The organism is Marinobacterium mangrovicola, assembly GCF_004339595.1.
GTDB lineage: Bacteria > Pseudomonadota > Gammaproteobacteria > Pseudomonadales > Balneatricaceae > Marinobacterium_D > Marinobacterium_D mangrovicola.
In genome coordinates this window covers 223,355-242,494 of sequence record NZ_SMFU01000008.1, presented here as the reverse complement: position 1 = coordinate 242,494, position 19,140 = coordinate 223,355, and the positions used below count along the sequence as shown (strand labels likewise).

19 protein-coding genes are annotated in these 19,140 nt (G+C 57.6%); all 19 read right to left on the bottom strand.

All coding sequences use genetic code 11. The features are described 5' to 3' along the window. Positions 1-16: 16 nt before the first annotated feature. The 19 genes from CLV83_RS09610 to CLV83_RS09520 all read right to left on the bottom strand — a co-directional run bounded on the left by CLV83_RS09610 (position 17) and on the right by CLV83_RS09520 (position 19,139). A complete protein-coding gene (locus tag CLV83_RS09610; protein WP_132291079.1) occupies positions 17-2,131 on the bottom strand; it encodes a chemotaxis protein CheA in 2,115 nt (704 codons plus the stop codon). A 13-nt stretch (positions 2,132-2,144) separates the two neighbouring features. Beyond that, positions 2,145-2,972 (bottom strand): protein phosphatase CheZ, encoded by an 828-nt coding sequence (locus CLV83_RS09605; RefSeq protein WP_132291076.1) that lies wholly within the window; start codon positions 2,970-2,972, stop codon positions 2,145-2,147. Positions 2,973-3,004: 32 nt separating this feature from the next. Beyond that, entirely contained in the window at positions 3,005-3,391 is a 387-nt protein-coding gene (gene cheY, locus CLV83_RS09600; RefSeq protein WP_104003644.1) for a chemotaxis response regulator CheY, read from the bottom strand. Positions 3,392-3,445: 54 nt separating this feature from the next. Then, positions 3,446-4,156 carry an RNA polymerase sigma factor FliA gene (locus CLV83_RS09595; RefSeq protein WP_132291073.1) on the bottom strand — a complete coding sequence of 237 codons (711 nt, stop codon included), beginning with the start codon at positions 4,154-4,156 and terminating at the stop codon, positions 3,446-3,448. Positions 4,157-4,187: 31 nt separating this feature from the next. Then, on the bottom strand, positions 4,188-5,003 hold the full coding sequence (locus CLV83_RS09590; RefSeq protein ID WP_132292642.1) for a MinD/ParA family protein: 816 nt from the start codon (positions 5,001-5,003) through the stop codon (positions 4,188-4,190). 14 nt (positions 5,004-5,017) lie between these two features. Continuing rightward, entirely contained in the window at positions 5,018-6,508 is a 1,491-nt protein-coding gene (gene flhF / locus CLV83_RS09585) for a flagellar biosynthesis GTPase FlhF (protein ID WP_132291070.1), read from the bottom strand. 34 nt (positions 6,509-6,542) lie between these two features. Next, a complete protein-coding gene (flhA, locus tag CLV83_RS09580; RefSeq protein WP_132291067.1) occupies positions 6,543-8,660 on the bottom strand; it encodes a flagellar biosynthesis protein FlhA in 2,118 nt (705 codons plus the stop codon). 164 nt (positions 8,661-8,824) lie between these two features. Then, complete coding sequence (gene flhB, locus CLV83_RS09575) at positions 8,825-9,970, bottom strand: flagellar biosynthesis protein FlhB (RefSeq protein ID WP_132291064.1); 1,146 nt, start codon at positions 9,968-9,970, stop codon at positions 8,825-8,827. Positions 9,971-9,972: 2 nt separating this feature from the next. Next, positions 9,973-10,752, bottom strand: coding sequence for a flagellar biosynthetic protein FliR (gene fliR / locus CLV83_RS09570; protein WP_132291061.1), 780 nt, complete (start codon positions 10,750-10,752; stop codon positions 9,973-9,975). Positions 10,753-10,754: 2 nt separating this feature from the next. Continuing rightward, positions 10,755-11,024 (bottom strand): flagellar biosynthesis protein FliQ, encoded by a 270-nt coding sequence (gene fliQ, locus CLV83_RS09565; RefSeq protein WP_132291058.1) that lies wholly within the window; start codon positions 11,022-11,024, stop codon positions 10,755-10,757. An 8-nt stretch (positions 11,025-11,032) separates the two neighbouring features. Then, a complete protein-coding gene (fliP, locus tag CLV83_RS09560; protein WP_132291055.1) occupies positions 11,033-11,767 on the bottom strand; it encodes a flagellar type III secretion system pore protein FliP in 735 nt (244 codons plus the stop codon). Beyond that, on the bottom strand, positions 11,767-12,189 hold the full coding sequence (gene fliO / locus CLV83_RS09555) for a flagellar biosynthetic protein FliO (protein ID WP_132291052.1): 423 nt from the start codon (positions 12,187-12,189) through the stop codon (positions 11,767-11,769). Before fliO ends, fliP begins: the two co-directional genes overlap by 1 nt. Continuing rightward, on the bottom strand, positions 12,189-12,614 hold the full coding sequence (gene fliN / locus CLV83_RS09550; protein ID WP_132291049.1) for a flagellar motor switch protein FliN: 426 nt from the start codon (positions 12,612-12,614) through the stop codon (positions 12,189-12,191). The genes fliO and fliN overlap by 1 nt, the downstream gene beginning before the upstream one ends. A 24-nt stretch (positions 12,615-12,638) precedes the next feature. Continuing rightward, positions 12,639-13,622 (bottom strand): flagellar motor switch protein FliM, encoded by a 984-nt coding sequence (fliM, locus tag CLV83_RS09545; protein ID WP_132291046.1) that lies wholly within the window; start codon positions 13,620-13,622, stop codon positions 12,639-12,641. Between the two features lie 11 nt (positions 13,623-13,633). Then, the gene (locus CLV83_RS09540; RefSeq protein WP_132291043.1) at positions 13,634-14,143 is read right to left on the bottom strand and encodes a flagellar basal body-associated FliL family protein; all 510 of its coding nucleotides are present in this window, start codon (positions 14,141-14,143) and stop codon (positions 13,634-13,636) included. Positions 14,144-14,234: 91 nt separating this feature from the next. Beyond that, positions 14,235-15,311: a flagellar hook-length control protein FliK gene (locus CLV83_RS22585; protein ID WP_243642377.1), complete on the bottom strand. Its 1,077-nt coding sequence runs from the start codon at positions 15,309-15,311 to the stop codon at positions 14,235-14,237. A 1,199-nt stretch (positions 15,312-16,510) separates the two neighbouring features. Continuing rightward, complete coding sequence (fliJ, locus tag CLV83_RS09530; protein ID WP_132291037.1) at positions 16,511-16,954, bottom strand: flagellar export protein FliJ; 444 nt, start codon at positions 16,952-16,954, stop codon at positions 16,511-16,513. A gap of 17 nt (positions 16,955-16,971) precedes the next feature. After that, positions 16,972-18,360 carry a flagellar protein export ATPase FliI gene (gene fliI / locus CLV83_RS09525; RefSeq protein WP_132291034.1) on the bottom strand — a complete coding sequence of 463 codons (1,389 nt, stop codon included), beginning with the start codon at positions 18,358-18,360 and terminating at the stop codon, positions 16,972-16,974. After that, the gene (locus tag CLV83_RS09520) at positions 18,357-19,139 is read right to left on the bottom strand and encodes a flagellar assembly protein FliH (protein WP_132291031.1); all 783 of its coding nucleotides are present in this window, start codon (positions 19,137-19,139) and stop codon (positions 18,357-18,359) included. Before CLV83_RS09520 ends, fliI begins: the two co-directional genes overlap by 4 nt. Between the last annotated feature and the right edge of the window lies 1 nt (position 19,140).

The following is a 19,140-nucleotide window of genomic DNA, read 5'->3' as shown; positions in this document are numbered from 1 at the left end:
TTTCCCGCGCACGCGATCAGGTCTGCGCATAACGTTTGAGCAGGTTAGGAATATCGATAATCAACGCGATCCGGCCATCACCGGTGATCGTGGCACCGGACAGTCCTGGTGTACCGTGCAGGATGGTGCCCAGGGGTTTGATAACAACCTCTTCCTGTCCAACCAGCTGATCGACAACAAAACCAACCCGTGTCGTACCGACGGTAACAATCACCACGTGGCCCTGCTCCGGCAGCGCCTCATTCTGCTTGCCATTGACCAGCCAGCGTTTCAGATGGAACAAGGGTATCGCCTGATCACGCACGATGATCGCCGCCTGACCATCGACAATGTTGGTCTTGGTCAGATCCAGGTTGAAGATCTCGTTGACGTTCACCAGCGGCAGCGCAAACGCCTGCCCCTCAAGAATCACCATCAGCGTCGGCATGATCGCCAGCGTCAGCGGTACCTGAATCGCAATCCGGGTGCCCTGCCCCATGACGGAATCGATACTGAGTGTGCCGTTCAGCTGGGTAATTTTGGTTTTAACCACATCCATGCCGACACCACGACCGGAGACGTCAGACACCTCGGTTTTGGTGGAGAAACCCGCCTGGAAAATCAGGTTAAAACACTCCTGATCGGACAGTCGACGTGCGGATTCTTCATCCAGCATGCCACGTTTTACCGCCAGGTTACGCAGCTTCTCCGGATCCATGCCGGCACCATCATCCTGGATGATCAGCAGGATGTGGTCGCCTTCCTGTTCAGCGGAGAGCAGTACATGACCTTCGCGGGGTTTACCCGCTCTGGCGCGCACTTCCGGTGCCTCGATGCCATGGTCAACCGAGTTACGAACCAGGTGGATCAGCGGGTCTGCCAGCGCCTCGACCAGGTTTTTATCCAGATCGGTATCTTCGCCGCGCAGCTCCAGCTTGACCTCTTTCTGCAAGCTGCGAGACAGATCACGGATCAAACGCGGAAAACGGCCAAATACCTTTTTCACCGGCTGCATGCGGGTCTTCATTACCGATGATTGAAGATCGGCCGTGACCATATCCAGGGTACCGACCGCCTTGCCCATTTCCTCATCTTCCTGGCTGACACCGAGACGCACCAGACGGTTACGCACCAGCACCAGCTCACCGACCATATTCATGATCTTGTCGAGCAGACGAGTATCGACGCGGACATTACTTTCCTGAGTCGGCTTATGAGCCGCCGGTGCTGCCGCGCGAGCCGCAGTATCCGCCGCAGCTTTCGGCGCAGTGCTCTCAACGGCAGGGGCCGGCCTGTCAGGCTCGGGCTCCGGCCGAGGAGCAGGTGCCGGACGAGGCGCAGGTGCACTGGCCACCGCAGCCGGTTTCGCAGGCTGAGCCACACCGGAAAAGGCACCCTTACCCTCGGACTGAAGCTGGTCGAGCAGGTTTTCGAACTCGTCTTCAGAGATCAGATCGCTATCGCCCGATGCAGGACTTTCTGATGCGCTGGAAGCAGGCAGATGCGGCTTTTCATTGCCAGGTGCGCCGCCGGCTCCATGCAGATCGTCCAGCAGCGCCTCGAATTCATCTTCGGTAATCAGATCTGATCCCGACGCCTCTGCAGATTCTGTCGCAGCGCCGCCAGCACCAGCCAGATCACCCAGCAGCGCCTCGAAGTCGTCGTTCGGTGTGTTCGGGTTTGACGGCAGCGGTTCTTGCGGTTCTGGTTCTGCCGCCGGCTGGGGAGCACTTTGCGCCGGCGCCTGAGCACTGGATGGGCCACGCCCTTCGGCAAAATCCTTCAAACGCTGCAGCAACTCGGGCGAGGCGTGATCGGGCTCTATGCCGTTGCGAACCGACTCAAACATGGAGTTGACCTCATCCAGGGCTTGCAGCACCAGATCCATCAACTCCTGAGTAACACTTAATTCACCGTTACGCAGTTCATCGAACAGGTTTTCAGCCTTGTGGCAGCACTCCACCATGGCATCCAGCTGCAGGAAGCCTGCGCCACCCTTAACGGTGTGAAAGCCACGGAAAATAGCATTCAGAAGATCTCTGTCTTCCGGACGCTGCTCCAGGTCTACGAGCTGCTCAGACAGCTGCTCAAGAATCTCCCCCGCTTCGACAAGAAAATCATCGAGAATTTCCTGATCGGCATCGAAACTCATAGGGTACTCCTACTCAAAATCCTAGGCTCGAAAGCAGCTCGTCTACATCGTCCTGGTCGCAGGCGACGTTATCGCCCTTCGGTACCTGAGGACCCTCAGCCTTCACTTCTTGGTTTTTCTTTTCATCACGCTTGCTGGTGGTGTCGCCCACTTCAGCCGCATCAGACTTTCCAAACGAGGCGGTAATATCAACGCCACTAAGGCGCTCCACCTTGGACGCCATATCCATCAGCTTGACCAGCTGACTTTCCACCTGAGTCAACAAGGTGATGACACGGCGTATCAGCTGCCCGGTGATGTCCTGAAACCCTTGGGAGACGAGTATTTCAGTCAATGCGGTACGCAGCTCTCCAATCGTATTTTCCGATTCGTCTTTCAGAGAGCAGGTGCGGTCATAAACACCATCCAACGCCTTGAACTCACCCTCAAGCTGACCCACCAGCATCAGCAGGTCGCGAAAGCGGGAGCTCTGGTCATCCAGGCGGTCCACCAGAGTCAGGGACTGATCCACCCGATCCATTGTCTTATGAGCCGTATCTTCTGTTAGCTCAATGACATAGGAAAGGCGGTCAGAGGCATCACTCATCGCTTCCTTACCGGCCTGCTCATCGAGCTGACCGCCGACATCACTGGAAAACGATTTGATCGCCTCATGCAAACCACGCGTCAGGTGACCGACTTCGTTGTAAAACACCTCGTGCCGGGCGGTCTGCAGCTGATTAATCAGTTCGATAGCCAGGGGCAGCTTGCCCGCTTCTAACGCGGCCACCAACTCCTGTGCCTTGTCCTTCAGCAACTCTTCCAGCCCGTCCAGGTCTACCGTCTTATCCTGTTCAGCCATAAGGCGTTCCTCTGGTACCTGTTACAGCCCTGTCAGCCCTGCAGACGTTCGAAGATCTTGTCGATCTTCTCTTTCAACGTTGCAGCGGTAAACGGCTTAACTACATAGCCGTTCACACCAGCCTGGGCCGCTGCGATGATCTGCTCACGCTTGGCTTCCGCAGTCACCATCAATATGGGGATATGAGCGAGGTTGGGATCGGAGCGCACCTCTTTGATCAGATCGATACCGCTCATGCCAGGCATGTTCCAGTCGGTAATCAGAAACTCGATTCGCCCCTGTTTCAGGATCGGCAGCGCGGTCTTGCCGTCGTCCGCCTCATCCACATTGGTGAACCCCAGATCCCGCAGCAGGTTTTTAATGATGCGTCTCATGGTGGAGAAATCATCCACAACAAGAATCTTGATGTCTTTGCTCAAGACAGGTTCTCCCGGTTATTAAATCTACTTCGGCACCAGAAAAGGGTAGCCCCTTTATTGCCAGTCTCTTAAACGTGTCCTCAGCCGTGCCGCTGCCTGGCTGTGGATCTGGCTGACACGTGACTCGGTCACACCGAGCACCTGCCCTATTTCCTTGAGGTTTAGCTCCTCATCGTAGTACAGCGCCAGCACCAGTTTTTCCCGTTCGGGAAGATTCTGTATTGCCTGTGCCAGTGCTGCCTTAAAGGCGCCACCCTGGGTGGAATTTTCCGGCCCCGGATCATCGCCAGCGAACTGTTCCCCAACCGTGTCATCACCGGATTCGCTGAGCTCATCAAAACTGAAAAGCCGGCTATCCGACGAATCTTGCAACAGGTTATGGTATTCGGACAGCGAAACGCCCAATTCCGCTGCCACTTCTGCATCCAAGGCATCACGTCCGGTTCTTGCTTCAACCCGGGCGATCGCCTCGCTTACCCGCCGGCCGTTACGATGCACCGAGCGGGGTGTCCAGTCACCTCGACGCACCTCATCAATGATAGCGCCGCGGATTCTGATCCCGGCATAGGTTTCAAAACTAGCACCTTTGCCGGGGTCGTATTTGTTAAGCGCTTCGAGTAACCCGATCATGCCTGCCTGAATCAGATCATCGAGCACGACACTGGATGGCAACCTGGCCATCAAATGACGGGCTATCCGTTTCACCAGGGGCGCATATTGTTCAACGAGCTCCTGGCCTGACCTGAATTCCAGCTGGTTATACATGCAAGCTCTGCGCTAAGTACGTATGTACTGCCTATACCCCTTGAACCAGACGCTCAACAAAGAATTCGAGGTGCCCGCGCGATGTTGTCGATACGGGCCACTCATCCACCTTGTTGGCGAGCTGCCTATATGCAAGTGCTGCCTTACTGGTCGAAAACGCTTTCAAAACAGGCGTTTGCTTCTGCACAGCCTTGCGTACCGCCTCATCATAAGGGATTGATCCCTGGTATTGAAGCGTGACATCCAGGAAGCGATCCGTCACGGTCAGCAGCTTGCTGAACATGCTTCGCCCCTCTGTGTCGCTACGTACCATGTTAGCCAGCACACGGAAGCGTGTCATACGATAATCCCGATTCAATAACTTGATTAGCGCATAAGCGTCTGTAATTGACGTCGGTTCATCACAGACTACCACAAGAACTTCCTGCGCGGCACGTATAAAACTCACCACTGATTCAGAAATCCCCGCCGCCGTATCAACGATAAGTACATCTAGCTCATCGGCGATATCGTTAAACGCATGAATCAGCTCTGCGTGCTGATGCACGCTCAGAGCGGTCATCTCCTGGGTCCCTGAGGATGCAGGCACAATATAGAAATTCTCGCCAGCCTCGACCATGACATCCTTCAGCCCGCAGGTGCCCTCCAGCACATCGACAATGTTCTGCTTGGGCCTCAGCCCCAGCATCACATCGACGTTGGCAAGCCCAAGGTCCGCATCCATCAGCACCGTACGCCGCCCCATCTCGCCAAGAGCAGCTGCCAGGTTGACGGACACGTTGGTTTTGCCGACTCCACCTTTGCCGCCCGTAACCGCTACCACCTTGACCGGATGAGACTGCTTCATATTCATGCTCTGCTTCAGCCAGCCCTGTAGAGATCAGAGGAGGCCGACTTGGCTCGCTCGCTATCGCGCTGCGCCGTCACCACGGCACGGCTGACCAGGTCATGGCGTCGTGCCAACCCGATATCATCGGGAATCTTCTGACCATCCGCGACATAAGCAACCGGGAGCTGCTTTTCCACCGCCAGTGTCAGTGCCTCGCCAAGGCTGCCCGACTCATCCATCTTGCTCAGCACACAGCCATGCAGACCCAGCTTGGAATAGGTCTGCCAGGCGCTTTCCAGCAGCTGCCGCTGGCTCGAACAGGAAAGTACCAACAGTTTCTTGACCCGAATCGAGACACTTTCGAGCATTTCCAGCTGCAACTGACCGGAAGGATCACGGGCATTCATCCCCGCGGTATCCACCAGCACGAGGCGTTTGCCTTTAAGGGACTGCAGCACCTCTTCCAGACTGTGATTTTCATCCACCACCCGGACCGGCACGTCCAGAATACGCCCGAAAGTTTTCAGCTGTTCATGAGCAGCGATACGGAAACTGTCTGTCGTCACCAGCGCGAGGCTGGAACTGCCGTGCTGAAGCACGTAACGGGCCGCCAGCTTGCCGATAGTCGTCGTTTTCCCAACGCCGGTAGGCCCCAGAAAAGCCAGCATACCGCCGCGCTCAATCAACTCTTCACCGACAACGGGGATGGAATCCGCCAAGCGCGCCAGCGAGTTGCGCCAGGCCTTATCGATGGGTAGCCCCGGCTCGATGGACGCCAGCAGCGATGAGGTTAGACGGCTACCCAACCCCAAGCGCTCAAAGCGGTGTTCGAGCTGTACCTTGACGCCACTGCTACGGTCACTGCCCTGAGCCGACTCAACCTCACTGAAATGATGCGGGCGAGGAGCCGGTTGCGGCGCCGCCTGCCTGGCTGAAATCTGTTGTTCCAGCATCGAGCGCAACTGCTGGATCTCGTTTTGCATATTGCGGATCTGAGCGCTGTCCTGCTCATCAGCCGGTCTGCTGTGCGGACTGAACTCTGGTTCCTGCCGAACAGGTTCCCGCGGCCGGGGCTTGGGCGCCGCTTCTTGCGCAGGCGCATGCTGGGCATCGCGGCTACGCTGACGCTCCCGCAGCGATTCAAGAATGGAGTGCAGCTCTTCGTCGTCATCGCCATCCAGTTGGCGGTTAGCGGTACGCGATACCTCAGACCGTTCCTGACCTTCCTGTGCTTTGGCGATATCGAGACGCGTACGCTCAAGCACCTGCTCCAGATCTCTGCGCTTGTCCGCGCTCTGCCCCGCTTTGCTGGTCAGTATTCGCACCTGCTCTTCACGACGCCGGGCACGCTCCTGCTTCAGCTCACTCTGCGCGGCTTCGTACTCCTCTTCACGCGCGACAACGATCTCCACACCGCCGGCAACCCGGTGGTTGGAAACGATAACCGCGTCCGGACCAATCTCCTCGCGAACGCGACGCATGGCCTGGCGCATGTCCGGTGCAAATATGCGTTTTACTTTCATATTCGTCCCTTATCGGCCGAAAAGCGGAAAACCATTAACCATTTTGTCCCCCAACTGTCGCCACTATGGTGACATTTTTGTTTTCAGGGACTTCCTGATAGGAAAGCACATGGATCAGCTGCTCTCCGTAACGCACAAACTTAGCCAGTAAAGGACGGATCGGCGCGGATACCAGCAGTACCGACGGCAGCCCCTTCATCTCCTGGTTCTGAGCCGCCTGCGCCAGCGATTTCTGCAGACGTTCGGCCATTCCCGGCTCAAGCACCAGACCATCTTCACCCTGCTGACGCTGCTGCATAGAGCCGAGCAGCATCTGTTCCAGCTGAGGATCCAGCGTAATCACCGGCAACTCCGCCGCCGAACCGTTGATGGTCTGTACAATCAGGCGCGACAGCGAAATACGCACTGAGGCGGTCAGCGCCAGCGGATCCTGGGTTCGGTTGACCGCCTCCGCCAGGGATTCCGTGATGGTACGGAAATCTTTCAGCGGCACCTGCTCCATCAACAGATTCTGCAACACCTTCAACAATACACTGATCGAGAGTTTTTTCGGCACCAGTTCTTCAACCAGTTTGGGTGACTTCTCAGCCAGCAGATCGAGCAGATGCTGCACCTCTTCATGACCCAACAACTCATGCGCCTGGGCCTGCAGTACCTTATTGATGTGAGTAGCCACCACGGTGCTCGCATCCACTACAGTGTAGCCGAGGGTTTGCGCCCGCTCTTTCTGCGGTTTTTCTACCCAGATCGCATCCAGGCCAAAGGCCGGATCCTTAACCTTGATACCTTCGACCTCGCCGAACACCTGTCCCGGGTTGATCGCCAGCTCACGATCCGGATAGATCTCAGCTTCACCCACCACTACACCCATCATCGTGATCCGATAGGCGCCGGGAAGCAGATCCAGGTTATCGCGGATATGTACCGAGGGCACCAGGAACCCAAGCTCCTGAGACAGCTTCTTACGCACCCCCTTAATCCGGTTGAGCAGCTGGCCACCCTGCATTTTGTCGACCATCGGAATCAGGCGATATCCCACCTCAAGCCCGACCATATCAACCGGCATGACATCATCCCAACCGAGCTCGCGGTTATCTTCAGCAACTTCAGCTTCACTACGTTCGGCGGGCGCGGCCGCGGCCTCTTCGGCCTGGGCCTGCTTACGCTTTTCTTCCTGTTTAACGATATACCAGCCGATCCCTCCGGCAACTGCTGCCAGGGACAGGAACGCGAAATGCGGCATGCCCGGTACGCTACCCATAATGCCCAGGATCAGCGCGGACACAAACAGCGCACGGGGCGAGGCAAACATCTGCCGGAACACCTGCTGCCCCATACCCTCGTCAGAGTTCGCGCGGGTGACCATCACCGCAGCCGCGGTTGAGAGCAGCAGAGAAGGAATCTGAGCGACCAGGCCGTCACCGATGGTCAGCAATGCGTAGAACTGCAGCGCCTGCTCAAAGCTCAGCTGGTGCTGCAGCATACCGATACCGAAACCACCGAAGAGGTTGATCACCAGGATCAGAATCCCGGCTACCGCATCCCCGCGGACAAACTTCGATGCACCATCCATGGCACCGTAGAAGTCGGCCTCCTGAGTGACCTCGGCACGCCGGCTGCGAGCCTCATCCTGACTGATCAGGCCAGCGTTAAGATCGGCATCGATCGCCATCTGCTTACCGGGCATCGCATCGAGGGTAAAGCGAGCGCTCACTTCAGAAATACGCCCGGCACCCTTGGTAACCACGACGAAGTTGATGATTACCAGGATCGCGAACACGATGACACCGACGATATAGTTACCGCCGACCACCACGTCGCCGAATGCCTGGATCACCTTACCGGCCGCCCCGGTCCCCTCGTGCCCGTACAACAGCACTACGCGGGTCGAGGCCACGTTAAGCGCCAGTCGCATCAGGGTGGCAGCAAGAAGCACCGTGGGAAATACGCCGAAATCGAGCGGTCGCAGGGCATAGATAGCCACCAGCAGCACCACGATCGAAAGGGCTATGTTGAACGTGAAAAAAACGTCCAGCAGAAAGGGGGGCATCGGCAGCGTGACCATCGCCAGCACAACAAGCAGCAACAAAGGAATACCGAGATTCCCCTGCGACAAACTGCGTGCATTGTTGAGTATGGCTGTACGGTCCAAAACGCCCCCGATACCGTCAAAAAAATGACAAAACACCCATTCCATCCCCAACCCTGGGGATAAAACAGGCTACGTAGCGATTAAATAACATTTTTTTGACGCTAAATGATCGATCAAGTCTAGATAAAGCAAAAACCCCGCCAACTTCCGGGGATAAATCAGACTTACTCTTCCGGGTCCACTCTCAGCGACTCGGGTATCTCAATATCGTCCTCATCCAGCGGTTCAGGCTTTTCGTCCAGGCGCTGACGGTAACGGCGAAGCTGGTAGACATAAGCCAACACCTGAGCCACCGACTTGTACAACCCAAGAGGCACCTCTTCGCCCTCCTCGGTAGCATGGTAGAGCGCACGCGCCAGGGCTGGTGAAGCCAGTATCGGAACCTCATGTTCTTCGGCTATCTCACGAATTTTCAACGCCAGGAAATCAGCGCCCTTGGAGACAACAATCGGCGCATTACCCCGGGACTGGTCGTACCTTATCGCCACCGAGTAATGGGTCGGGTTGGTGATCACCACATCCGCCTCGGGCACCTCCTGCATCATGCGGCGACGGGAGATCTCACGCTGCATCTGACGGATACGCCCTTTCACCTCGGGCTTACCCTCGGTGTTTTTCATCTCATCCTTAACTTCCTGCAGCGTCATTTTCAGCTTCTTGGTATAGCTGTAGACCTGAAAAGGCACGTCAACGAGCGCTATCAGAATCGTCGCAGCACTCATCAGCAGGAACGACCAGATGATGATATCCACTGCGTGAGCCATGGCATTATTAACAGACTGCTTGGCAAGAGAGGCTATCTCAGGCCTATCCCAGAGCAACACGCCCACCGCGACCGTCCCCACCACCAGGAACTTGGCCATCCCTTTGAGCAATTCGGTGAGCGCATTCAGAGAAAACATGCGCTTGATACCGGAGAGAGGATTGATACGACTTCCTTTCGGCTGCAATGCCTGACCGCTGAAGTTCCAGCCCCCCAGAGCGATGGGGCCAACCACGGCGGCAACCACCAAGAGCGCGAACAGCCCCCAGAGACTGATAAACCCGTCGATCATGGAGCTGACGAAATGAATGATCATCTGCGACGGATCGGCAATCGTCGCCTTATCGAGGGAGAAATTGAAACGCATGAGCCCGGCCATGCTGTTCACCACCTGCCCACCAAAAATAAACGCGGCCGCCACCGCAGCAAACAGCAGAAAGGTGGTGGTTAACTCCTTGGAGCGGGGCACATCCCCCTTTTCACGCGCTTCGCGCAGGCGCTTCGCCGTGGGTTCTTCGGTTTTTTCCTGACCCGTTTCTTCAGCCATCGCTAGCCGGCCTCCCGGATCACGTTGGTGATCAGCTCCAGCACCGACTCGGCAAAGCGCTCATACTGACCGAGAAAGCCGCCCAGAGAGGCCCAGACAATAAAGATGCCGAGCACCATAGTGAAAGGAAAGCCGATGGCAAATATATTCAACTGGGGCGCCGCCTTGGTCATGATGCCAAAAGCAAAGTTCACCACCAGTAACGCGGTCACCGCCGGCAACGCCATCAAAACACCCGCGGAAAACAGCCAGCCACCAGCCAGCACGATCCGCCAGAGATTGGACAGCGGCAACCCTCCCTCACCGATCGGCAGTACCTCAAAGCTCATCGCCAGGGTCTCGATCACCACCAGGTGCCCATTCATAGCCAGGAACATCAGCATTACCATCATCAGATAGAACTGCCCCAAGACCACCACACTGGTGCCGTTAGCTGGATCGGTCATGGACGCAAAACCGAGACCCATCTGGTTTGCAATCAACTGGCCGCCTACGGCAAAGGTTTCCATCAGGATATTGAGCGTAAAGCCGATCACCGTACCGATAACCACCTGCTCGACAATCAACAGCCACATTTCGCCGGAGAGGCCTTCATACGCAGGCACAGGAGGCAGAACGGGTACAAGTACCGCCGTGATACCCAGCGCCAGCCCCAAGCGGACCCGTACCGGCACAAGTTGGGTACCGATAATCGGCATCGTCATCAGCATGGAGGCGACTCGAAACAGCGGCAGCAGTATCTGGCCCACCATCTGTTCGATCTGCGCGAGGTCGATTTCCATGGCTAACCGATCAGCCGCGGAATATTCATGAAGAGGTAGTTAAACTGATCCATCAGCTCGGTGACGATCCAGGGACCGAAGGCCATCAACGCCAGCAGCGTGACGATCAGACGCGGCAGGAAGCTCAGAGTCTGCTCGTTGATCTGGGTCGCCGCCTGAAAGATAGAGACGATCAAGCCGACAATCAGACCGGGTATCACGATGGCGGAGACGATCAACACCACCACCCAGATTGCGCTTCCAAAAAGATCCAGCACCACTCCGGTTGTCATGGTACCTCCTAAATGCCAAAGCTGGCGGCCAGGGTCCCCATCACCATCGCCCAGCCATCCACCAGCACGAACAGCATGATCTTGAACGGCAGCGAGATGATTACCGGCGACAGCATCATCATACCCATAGCCATCAGCACACTGGCCACCACCAGGTCGATCACCAGGAAGGGGATAAACAGCATAAAGCCGATCTGGAAGGCGGTCTTGAGCTCACTGGTAACAAACGCCGGCACCAGCACCTGCAGCGGGATCTCTTCGGCCGACGCCACATCCGGCGTTTCCGATATCCGCATAAACAGATCCAGATCATTTTCGCGGGTGTTGCTCACCATAAACTGATGAAACGGCCGGCTGGCCGCTTCCAGCGCTTCCAGCGGCGCAAGCTCATCATTCAGATAGGGCTGAACCGCCTGCTCATTCACCCGGTCCAGCACTGGAGTCATGATGAACAGCGTCAGGAATAGCGCCAGTCCGAGCAAAACCTGGTTCGACGGTGTCTGCTGCAGACCCAGCGCCTGCCGCAGGATCGAAAGCACAATGATGATCCGGGTAAAGGAGGTCATCATCATCAGGATCGCCGGCAGGAAGGTGAGCATCGTCATCAGCGCCAGGATCTGAATCGTGACGCTGTAGTTGGTGGTGCCATCCTCGCCGGTGGTAACCGTCACCGCCGGAAACGCCGTATCGGCACCCCAGGCGGGCACACAGAGCAGCAGTAACGGCAGTAAAAGCCAACGCATCAAGGCTTTCTCCCCCTCTGCTGCATCGCCTCTTTGAGCCGGTTGGCGAAGGCGCCCTCAGGCGCCCTGCGCGGCTCGATCACCGGAGTGTCAAACTTCTCCAGTAGCGATACATGGGAACTGCTGACGCCCAGCAGCATCTGCTGCTCGCCCACCTGGATCAGTACCGCCTTTTCCCGCTGCCCCAATGGAAGTACCGCCACAATCTGCATCCCGGCGCGCTGCCCCGGCAAGACATTCAGCCGTTTGACCACCCAGGCCAACGCCAGAATAAGACCGATAACCGCAATAAGACCGAGCACCAGTTCAATAACGGCACCTGAGCCCAAAGGATTGGGCATGGCGGAAGATACGGTACTGTTTTCGGCAGAGTAGCCAGCCTGACTGATCAGGCAAATGAGGACAGCAAGACCCAAACGCATTACTTCAACCGCCGGATACGTTCCTGCGGGCTGATCACATCGGTAAGGCGAATTCCGTAGCGGTCGTTAACCACCACCACTTCGCCATGGGCGATGAGTGTCCCGTTGATTTTCACATCCAGGGGCTCACCGGCAACACGGTCCAGCTCAATGACCGATCCCTGATTAAGCTGCAGCAGATTACGGATCGGAATCTCGGTACCACCAACCTCCATGGTCATGCGCACCGGCACATCCAGAATGACGTCCAGCTTGGGATCGCCCACCGCCGTGGATTCATCCTTAAGCTCATCCAGATCTACAGATTTGGCGCCATCATCACTGATCGCTTCCATGCCGCCGGCACCGCCCACCTGCTCTTCCAGGGCCGCCGCCCATTCGTCGGCAAGCGCCTGCTGATCCTGATCGTTATTTTCGTCACTCACGTTAAATCTCTCCGCAGACGAGGGTTAGTCCGGCTGCTTGATTTGTTCCAGAATCTTGATTGCCAGATTACCACGGGAGGTCCCTAGCTGGCAGTTGTAGATCGGTACGCCGTTGGCGTAAAGCTCGAGCTTCTCCGGCATGTCGACGGGAATAATGTCCCCCGCCTCAAACTCGATCACATCCCTCAGCGTCATCTCACGCTCAGCGACAATCAGGTTCAGGTCCAGAGGAGCCAGCATGACATCGCGATTCAGCGCGGTACGCCAGCGCTCATCCTGATGCTCCTCGGTATTCTGGTGTCCGGAAACAAGAATCTCACGAATCGGCTCAAGCATCGCGTAAGGCAGGGTGACATGCAGTTCACCGGTACCACCCTCGAGATCGACCTGAAAGGTACTGACCACAACCACATCGCTGGGATTAATTACATTGGCCATGGCGGGGTTCACTTCTGAACCTATATGCTCAAACTTGACCTTGTAAACCGGCCGCCAGGCCTCCTCCAGATCCCTGAACAGCTGTAGCAGGGTCTTATTAACCAGCCGTGTTTCAGTCGGCGTGAATTCACGACCTTCAATTTTGGCATGACGCCCGTCACCGCCGAAAAACTGGTCAACCAGCTTGAACACCAGCTTGGCGTCCATAATAAACAGACCGGTACCGCGAAACGGCTCCACCTTGACCAGGTTCATACTGGTAGGCACGTACAGCGTATGGATGTAATCGCCGTACTTCATCACCTGCACACCGCCCACCGTCACATCGGCGGTACGGCGCAACAGGTTGAACAGGCTGATACGGGTATGGCGGGCAAAACGCTCATTGATCATTTCGAGCGTCGGCATGCGACCGCGCACGATCCGCTCATGGCTGGCCAGGTCGTAACTGCGGACGCCGCTTTCGTCTTCCTCGCTGCCCTCTTCGTCAGCGGTGTCTACGTCACCGTCATCGACGCCATGCAGCAGCGCATCGATCTCATCCTGCGACAGCAGATCTTTTACCGACATGGCGTCTCCGCTTACTGCATTACAAGATTGGTGAACAGAATCGACTCAACACCGGGCCGCCCTATTTTTTCACGCATGATCGACTGAACCAGATCAGTAGCCTGAGCACGCAACTCCTGCTTACCCTCTATGGTCATCAGATGTTCGAATGTTTGCGTCGAGAACAGGGTGTTCAGGCGCGCCACAATCAGCGGCATGTGCAGGGTCAGCGCGTCTGCAACCTCCTGATCACGGCTCTTCGCCTCAATATAGGCCTGCATATAGTGGCGCTTCTCATCGGCTGATTGCAGCGTCACCACGAACATCGGCTTGCCTTCCAGCGTGCGCACCTTGGTATAGATCGCCTCTTTACGCACCGGCTCTGCCGGTTCTGCAGCCTGCTCGCTATCACCACCCAACAGAAAAAACGCCGCTGCACCGCCACCACCAATCAACAGCAAGGCAACCAGCGCGATGATAATAAACAGCTTCTTCTTGGAACCCTTCTTTCCCTGATCTCCGGCCTGCGCGTCGTCCGCCATACGTTCCTCGTTACCCTACTCATACGCCAACCTTTTCGGAGGGCGCTCGAACCTGCCGCTAATATAACACACTGATTTTAGCTCTAAAGCATCAGGCGTAATAGTCGACGAGCCCTACCGGAGCCTGGGTAACATTGATGAGGCTTTCACCTGCGCTGCCACTGTCACCATAGGCCTGGGAACCTGACTGGCGACCACGTTCGCCACCGGATTCATCACGCTGCTCCCGAGCCGACTGATCCGACACCGACGACTGATTCAGATCCATTCCCTGTTCGGCAAACATCTCCTTAAGACGGGGCAGCTGCTGCTCAATCGCCTCACGAACCTGCGGATGCGGTGAGGTAAAGCTGACACTGACCTGATCCTTGCCGTTCAGATGGACACGTACCTGCATCGCGCCCAGCTCCGGTGGATCGAGCTGAATCTCCGCAGAACGCGGACCGTACTGCGCCATCATCACCGCCCGTTGCCCCATCGCCCGACCCCAGGCAGGATCCTGCAAGCGCTGGGCAAGCGCTACTGCAGAAGCTTCAAAACGCTGGGCAGCGACGCCAGGCTGCGTAGTAGCCGAGTTCTGCTGTTGCGACTGAGCGCCAAGCCCCCCGGGATCCGCACTACTACGGCTATCCGCCGTAAACAGCGCACCGCCCGCTTTTGAGGACTGCCCATTCTGATCAGTATCCGCTGATTGCGCCGGCTGGCCACCCGACTGCAACTGCTGCGCCTGCTGGGAAAGCAACGGGTCTGATTGCGCACGGGCAGCCCCCTGCTGAGGACTTTGCGCGCCCTGAGCCACGAACTGAGCCGAGCCATCGCCGGGGTGCTTTGCCGCAGTTCCCATATCCGTATTGCGTTCAACCGCCTGCGCTACCGTATCCCGAGCTGACAGCGGGCGAACCTGCTCAATCGAGGGATCTGAATCGGTCACCGGCTGTGCTTGCGCAGCCAGTTGCGCCGCCGCAGCGGTATCGCGACCTTCAACAACCTGCTCTGCCTGCCCTACCTGCACAGCCGTGCCGACATGACCCTGTTCAACATTTCGCTGCTCGACACGCCCCTGAGCAACATCTCCGCCAGCGCCATCAATTGCGGCAGGAGCAGCCGACGGCGCCTCACTCTTCAAAGCTACAGCTTCGACATCAGACTGAGCCCCCGTCCCCGGCATTTCAGCCACAGGGCGATCACCTCGAACCGGCTCGGATTGAGTCTGCTGCGGCCCAACACGACCATTTTCCAGCGCAGCTTCGCGTACTTCCGGGCGAGCCGCCTGTTCTGGCAGAGGCGGAGGCTCCGGAATACTTCTGCCCTCAGCACTTATATGGGAACGATCATTGGCCGAATCCCGTGAACCAGCCCCAACGACCTCAGGCGACTGAGGCTTATCGCCCCTCTCCCTTGAAGCAACCTTTCCAACATCACCGGCCTGTTCCGTATCCTGAACGCGCTTACCAGTTCCTGCCTGCGAGACTCCACTCGCTGTTGAGGCCTGCGCATCAGCAGTCGGAGTCGAAACCCTGACACTTGGCTCATTTGCTGCCTCCGCTACTGCAGCTCCAGCTTGAGCTTGAGCCATTTGCGACTCTGTGGCTTTACCCGCCCCTTCCGGCAAGTCGACACCCGACGCCGGCTTTGAAGCCACATCCGGAACGTCGCCAACTTTTGAATCCGCAGCAGCCTTAGGTTCCGTCTCGCCAGCTACCTTTTGAGCTTCATTTTGGCCAGCCCGAGACGTATCGCCCGTCAGAGCCGAACTCTCACCATCGACCTTTTGGACATCATCAGCCGAGACAGCATCCGACGCCCCACTGAGATCAGCCCTCGGAATTTCCTGCGACGCATCATTCTGAGAGTTATCCGCTTCCGTTCGCTGAGCCTTATCGGTGTCACCGCTCTCAGCCTCATCGGCTTCGGCAGCGGGATTCTTATCTGCATCTGCGCGATGCGCTAAATCCGTCTCGCCGCCCGAGGCATTATCCACATCACCTTTATGGGACTTTTCCGCTTCGCTACCCGAGGCTTTATCCATATCGCCGTTCGGAGTCTTATCCGCGGCGACTCCTTGAGCTTCTTGCCGCTGCGCGGGCAGATCTTTTCCTTCAGACGGCAACGGGTCGCCGCCCTCCCCTCCGGATGTCCTTTGCCTGTTCTGAGCGTTATTCATCCACTGCTGAAAGCCTGCTTCGGATTCGACGGCTGCTGCAGAGCCTGCCGCAGCGGGCCTGGATGGAGATATGGAAACCGAAACACTGATCGGTGAAACGGAAACACTGGATGACGGCATGGTCGTTCCTCAAAACTAATCGACGACTAACACCGGGATGGAGCAATAAAAGGGCCAGATCGAACAGCCAGTGAAAAAAGCGCTTAGATAAAGTTGGGACGGGTATGCTGGGAGCGCTCGTCAAGCTCCTGCTGCAGGCGCTTGTCATCGAGCTTGCGCTGCTCATCCACCGCCTTGTCGAGCAGTTTCTGCATCGCCTTGTGATGGGCCATCGCCTGACGCCAATGGATCTCAACCTGCTCCAGCTGAGCCTGACTCTGCTTCAGCGCCTGCTCCTGCTGCAGAGTGGTGGCACTCACCTTGGAAATAAATGCCTGATAGGTCTGGATACCGCCGCTGGAAAGGCCGCTGCGCCCCGCCTGCTGGAACTGCTGCTGGTATTCCAGCTGATACTGTTTAAGTTGCCTGAGACCCGCCTCGGCCTGGGCAACGCGCTGCTGAGACTCCCCAAGCAACCGCTCCATCTCTTTGCGCTTGCGCTCTGCCAGATCCAGCAGGAGTTGAAACCGGTCAATCTTTTTCGACATCCGCGCCTCTCAACCTTTCAGGGCTTGCGCCTCAGACCAGCCGCCGGAGCCGGCTGCCCCTGGGCCTGATTCTGCGGTTCAGGTTTGGCCTGCATTATCATCACCAGCTCCTGGATAGAGCGCTTCATCGGCATCGGCTCCTGCATTCCCTGCTGCAGGTATGCGCGCATCGCCGGCAACAGCTCAATGGAGCGGTCAATATCCGCATCACTGCCGCGGCTATAGGCACCGACAGAGATCAGGTCTTCATTCTGATGATAGCGTGCCCAGGTGCGTTTCATCTGCAGCGCAAACTGCTGATGGGTAGGATCCACGATCTGCGGCATCGCACGACTGATGGAGGCCTCGATATCGATGGCCGGATAGTGTCCCTGCTCGGCCAGGTCCCGGGAAAGCACGATATGACCATCCAGAATGGCGCGGGCGGAGTCCGCTACAGGGTCCTGCTGATCATCCCCCTCGGTCAGCACCGTGTAAAACGCAGTCACGGAGCCACCACCGGTTTCGCCATTCCCAGCACGCTCTACCAGCTTGGGTAGCTTGGCAAACACCGACGGCGGATACCCCTTGGTTGCCGGCGGCTCTCCCACCGCCAGCGCGATCTCACGCTGCGCCTGGGCATAACGGGTCAGGGAATCCATCAACAGCAGTACGTTCTTGCCCTGGGCCCTGAAGTATTCAGCGATGCGCGTGGTCAGCTGTGCTGCCCGCATCCGCATAAGGGGCGAGTCATCAGCGGGAGCTGCGACCACCACCGAGCGCTCGCGACCGGACTTCCCCAAACTCTGGTCGATAAACTCGCGAACCTCTCGACCACGCTCGCCGATCAACCCCACCACCGTAATATCCGCCTCGGTAAAGCGGGTCATCATCCCGAGCAGCACCGACTTACCGACACCACTACCGGCAAACAACCCAAGGCGCTGCCCACGACCAACCGACAGCAAACCGTTGATCGCGCGAACACCTACGTCCAGTGTAGTTTCGATGGGGTGACGATTCAGCGGATTAATAGTCTCGCCGCTGAGCGACACCATGGCGTCAGCCTGGACTGGCCCCAGACCATCTAACGGCCGCCCTATGCCATCGATCACCCGACCCAGCAGCCCGGGCCCAACAGGGACCAGACTGGCGCCAAGCCGCGGCACCACGCGAGCACCAGGGCTCAAACCATCGATACTTTCAAGCGGCATCAGATAGATGCGGTCACCGGCAAAGCCAACCACTTCAGCTTCGGCTGACAGGCCCGGCGCGACCTCAACCACACAGTTATCACCAAGGGCGACACGCAGCCCCACAGCCTCCAGCGTCAGGCCGATCATACGGGTGATCTGACCCTCGGTGCCGGGACGCGGAGCCTGGTAGGGGATATTAAGATACTTGGACAGCCGCTCGTTGAGCGTCATTTCGGATCGGCCTCGCCGCCTCCGTCAGGCAGCTCATCAGCGGCCGCCGGCAGTAAGCGGCGTTTAAGCTGATCCGCTACCTGAGCAAAGCGGCTTTCGACACTCACATCGACACGGGATGCACCGGCAAGCAATTCACAGCCTCCGGCGGTCATGGCAGGATCCTCGATCAGCTCCCAGCCCTGGAGCTCGGCCTGCGTCTCGAGCAGCGCGCTATCCTCGGGATTCAGCCGTAGGCGAACGGGTCCAGGATTTGGCGGCAAACAGTCCAGGGCTTGCGCAATAGCAGCGGTGAGCAACTCGGGACGACTGGCCAGCTCTGCCTGCACGACCGCGCCAGCAAGCTGCTCCACCAGCGTAAGAATTGTCGCCTCCAGGGCTTGATGCTGCTCTTCCAGGGGCCGCTGCAAAGCCCCAATCAACGCCTCCAGCCGTTGCAACTGAGCGTCGATCTTAGCCTGACCTTCCTCCAGCCCCTGCTGGAGCCCCTGCTCAAAGCCCTCCTTGCGGCCCGCTTCGAGCCCTTCTTCACGCCCCTGCTCAAGGCCTTCGGCACGCGCTTCTTCGACAATTGCCTCCCACTGAGCAAGTGTCAATTTTTCGGCGTAGACCTCCTCCTCAACCACCTTTACCTCGGTGATCGGTTCGGGCTCCGGCTTCTGCGCCAGCGCAATAAGTCGATCGCGCTCATCGTCGGTCATGTCCGGCAGCTTCCAGGCGCTGACACGACCGGCATCACGGGCACGAATAAGGACAGGGGATGGAGTTTCTCGCTTCATG

Coding starts and splice junctions, on each gene's coding strand:
- fliR (WP_132291061.1), bottom strand. CDS start 10,752: ATGGAAATCGACCTCGCGCAGATCGAACAGATGGTGGGCCAGATACTG.
- fliP (WP_132291055.1), bottom strand. CDS start 11,767: ATGCGTTGGCTTTTACTGCCGTTACTGCTGCTCTGTGTGCCCGCCTGG.
- fliJ (WP_132291037.1), bottom strand. CDS start 16,954: ATGTCGAAAAAGATTGACCGGTTTCAACTCCTGCTGGATCTGGCAGAG.
- CLV83_RS09610 (WP_132291079.1), bottom strand. CDS start 2,131: ATGAGTTTCGATGCCGATCAGGAAATTCTCGATGATTTTCTTGTCGAA.
- CLV83_RS09540 (WP_132291043.1), bottom strand. CDS start 14,143: ATGGCGGACGACGCGCAGGCCGGAGATCAGGGAAAGAAGGGTTCCAAG.
- fliI (WP_132291034.1), bottom strand. CDS start 18,360: ATGACGCTCAACGAGCGGCTGTCCAAGTATCTTAATATCCCCTACCAG.
- fliQ (WP_132291058.1), bottom strand. CDS start 11,024: ATGACAACCGGAGTGGTGCTGGATCTTTTTGGAAGCGCAATCTGGGTG.
- CLV83_RS09520 (WP_132291031.1), bottom strand. CDS start 19,139: ATGAAGCGAGAAACTCCATCCCCTGTCCTTATTCGTGCCCGTGATGCC.
- CLV83_RS22585 (WP_243642377.1), bottom strand. CDS start 15,311: ATGCCGGGGACGGGGGCTCAGTCTGATGTCGAAGCTGTAGCTTTGAAG.
- fliM (WP_132291046.1), bottom strand. CDS start 13,622: ATGTCGGTAAAAGATCTGCTGTCGCAGGATGAGATCGATGCGCTGCTG.
- CLV83_RS09595 (WP_132291073.1), bottom strand. CDS start 4,156: ATGTATAACCAGCTGGAATTCAGGTCAGGCCAGGAGCTCGTTGAACAA.
- CLV83_RS09590 (WP_132292642.1), bottom strand. CDS start 5,003: ATGAAGCAGTCTCATCCGGTCAAGGTGGTAGCGGTTACGGGCGGCAAA.
- flhB (WP_132291064.1), bottom strand. CDS start 9,970: ATGGCTGAAGAAACGGGTCAGGAAAAAACCGAAGAACCCACGGCGAAG.
- CLV83_RS09605 (WP_132291076.1), bottom strand. CDS start 2,972: ATGGCTGAACAGGATAAGACGGTAGACCTGGACGGGCTGGAAGAGTTG.
- flhF (WP_132291070.1), bottom strand. CDS start 6,508: ATGAAAGTAAAACGCATATTTGCACCGGACATGCGCCAGGCCATGCGT.
- fliO (WP_132291052.1), bottom strand. CDS start 12,189: ATGCGTTTGGGTCTTGCTGTCCTCATTTGCCTGATCAGTCAGGCTGGC.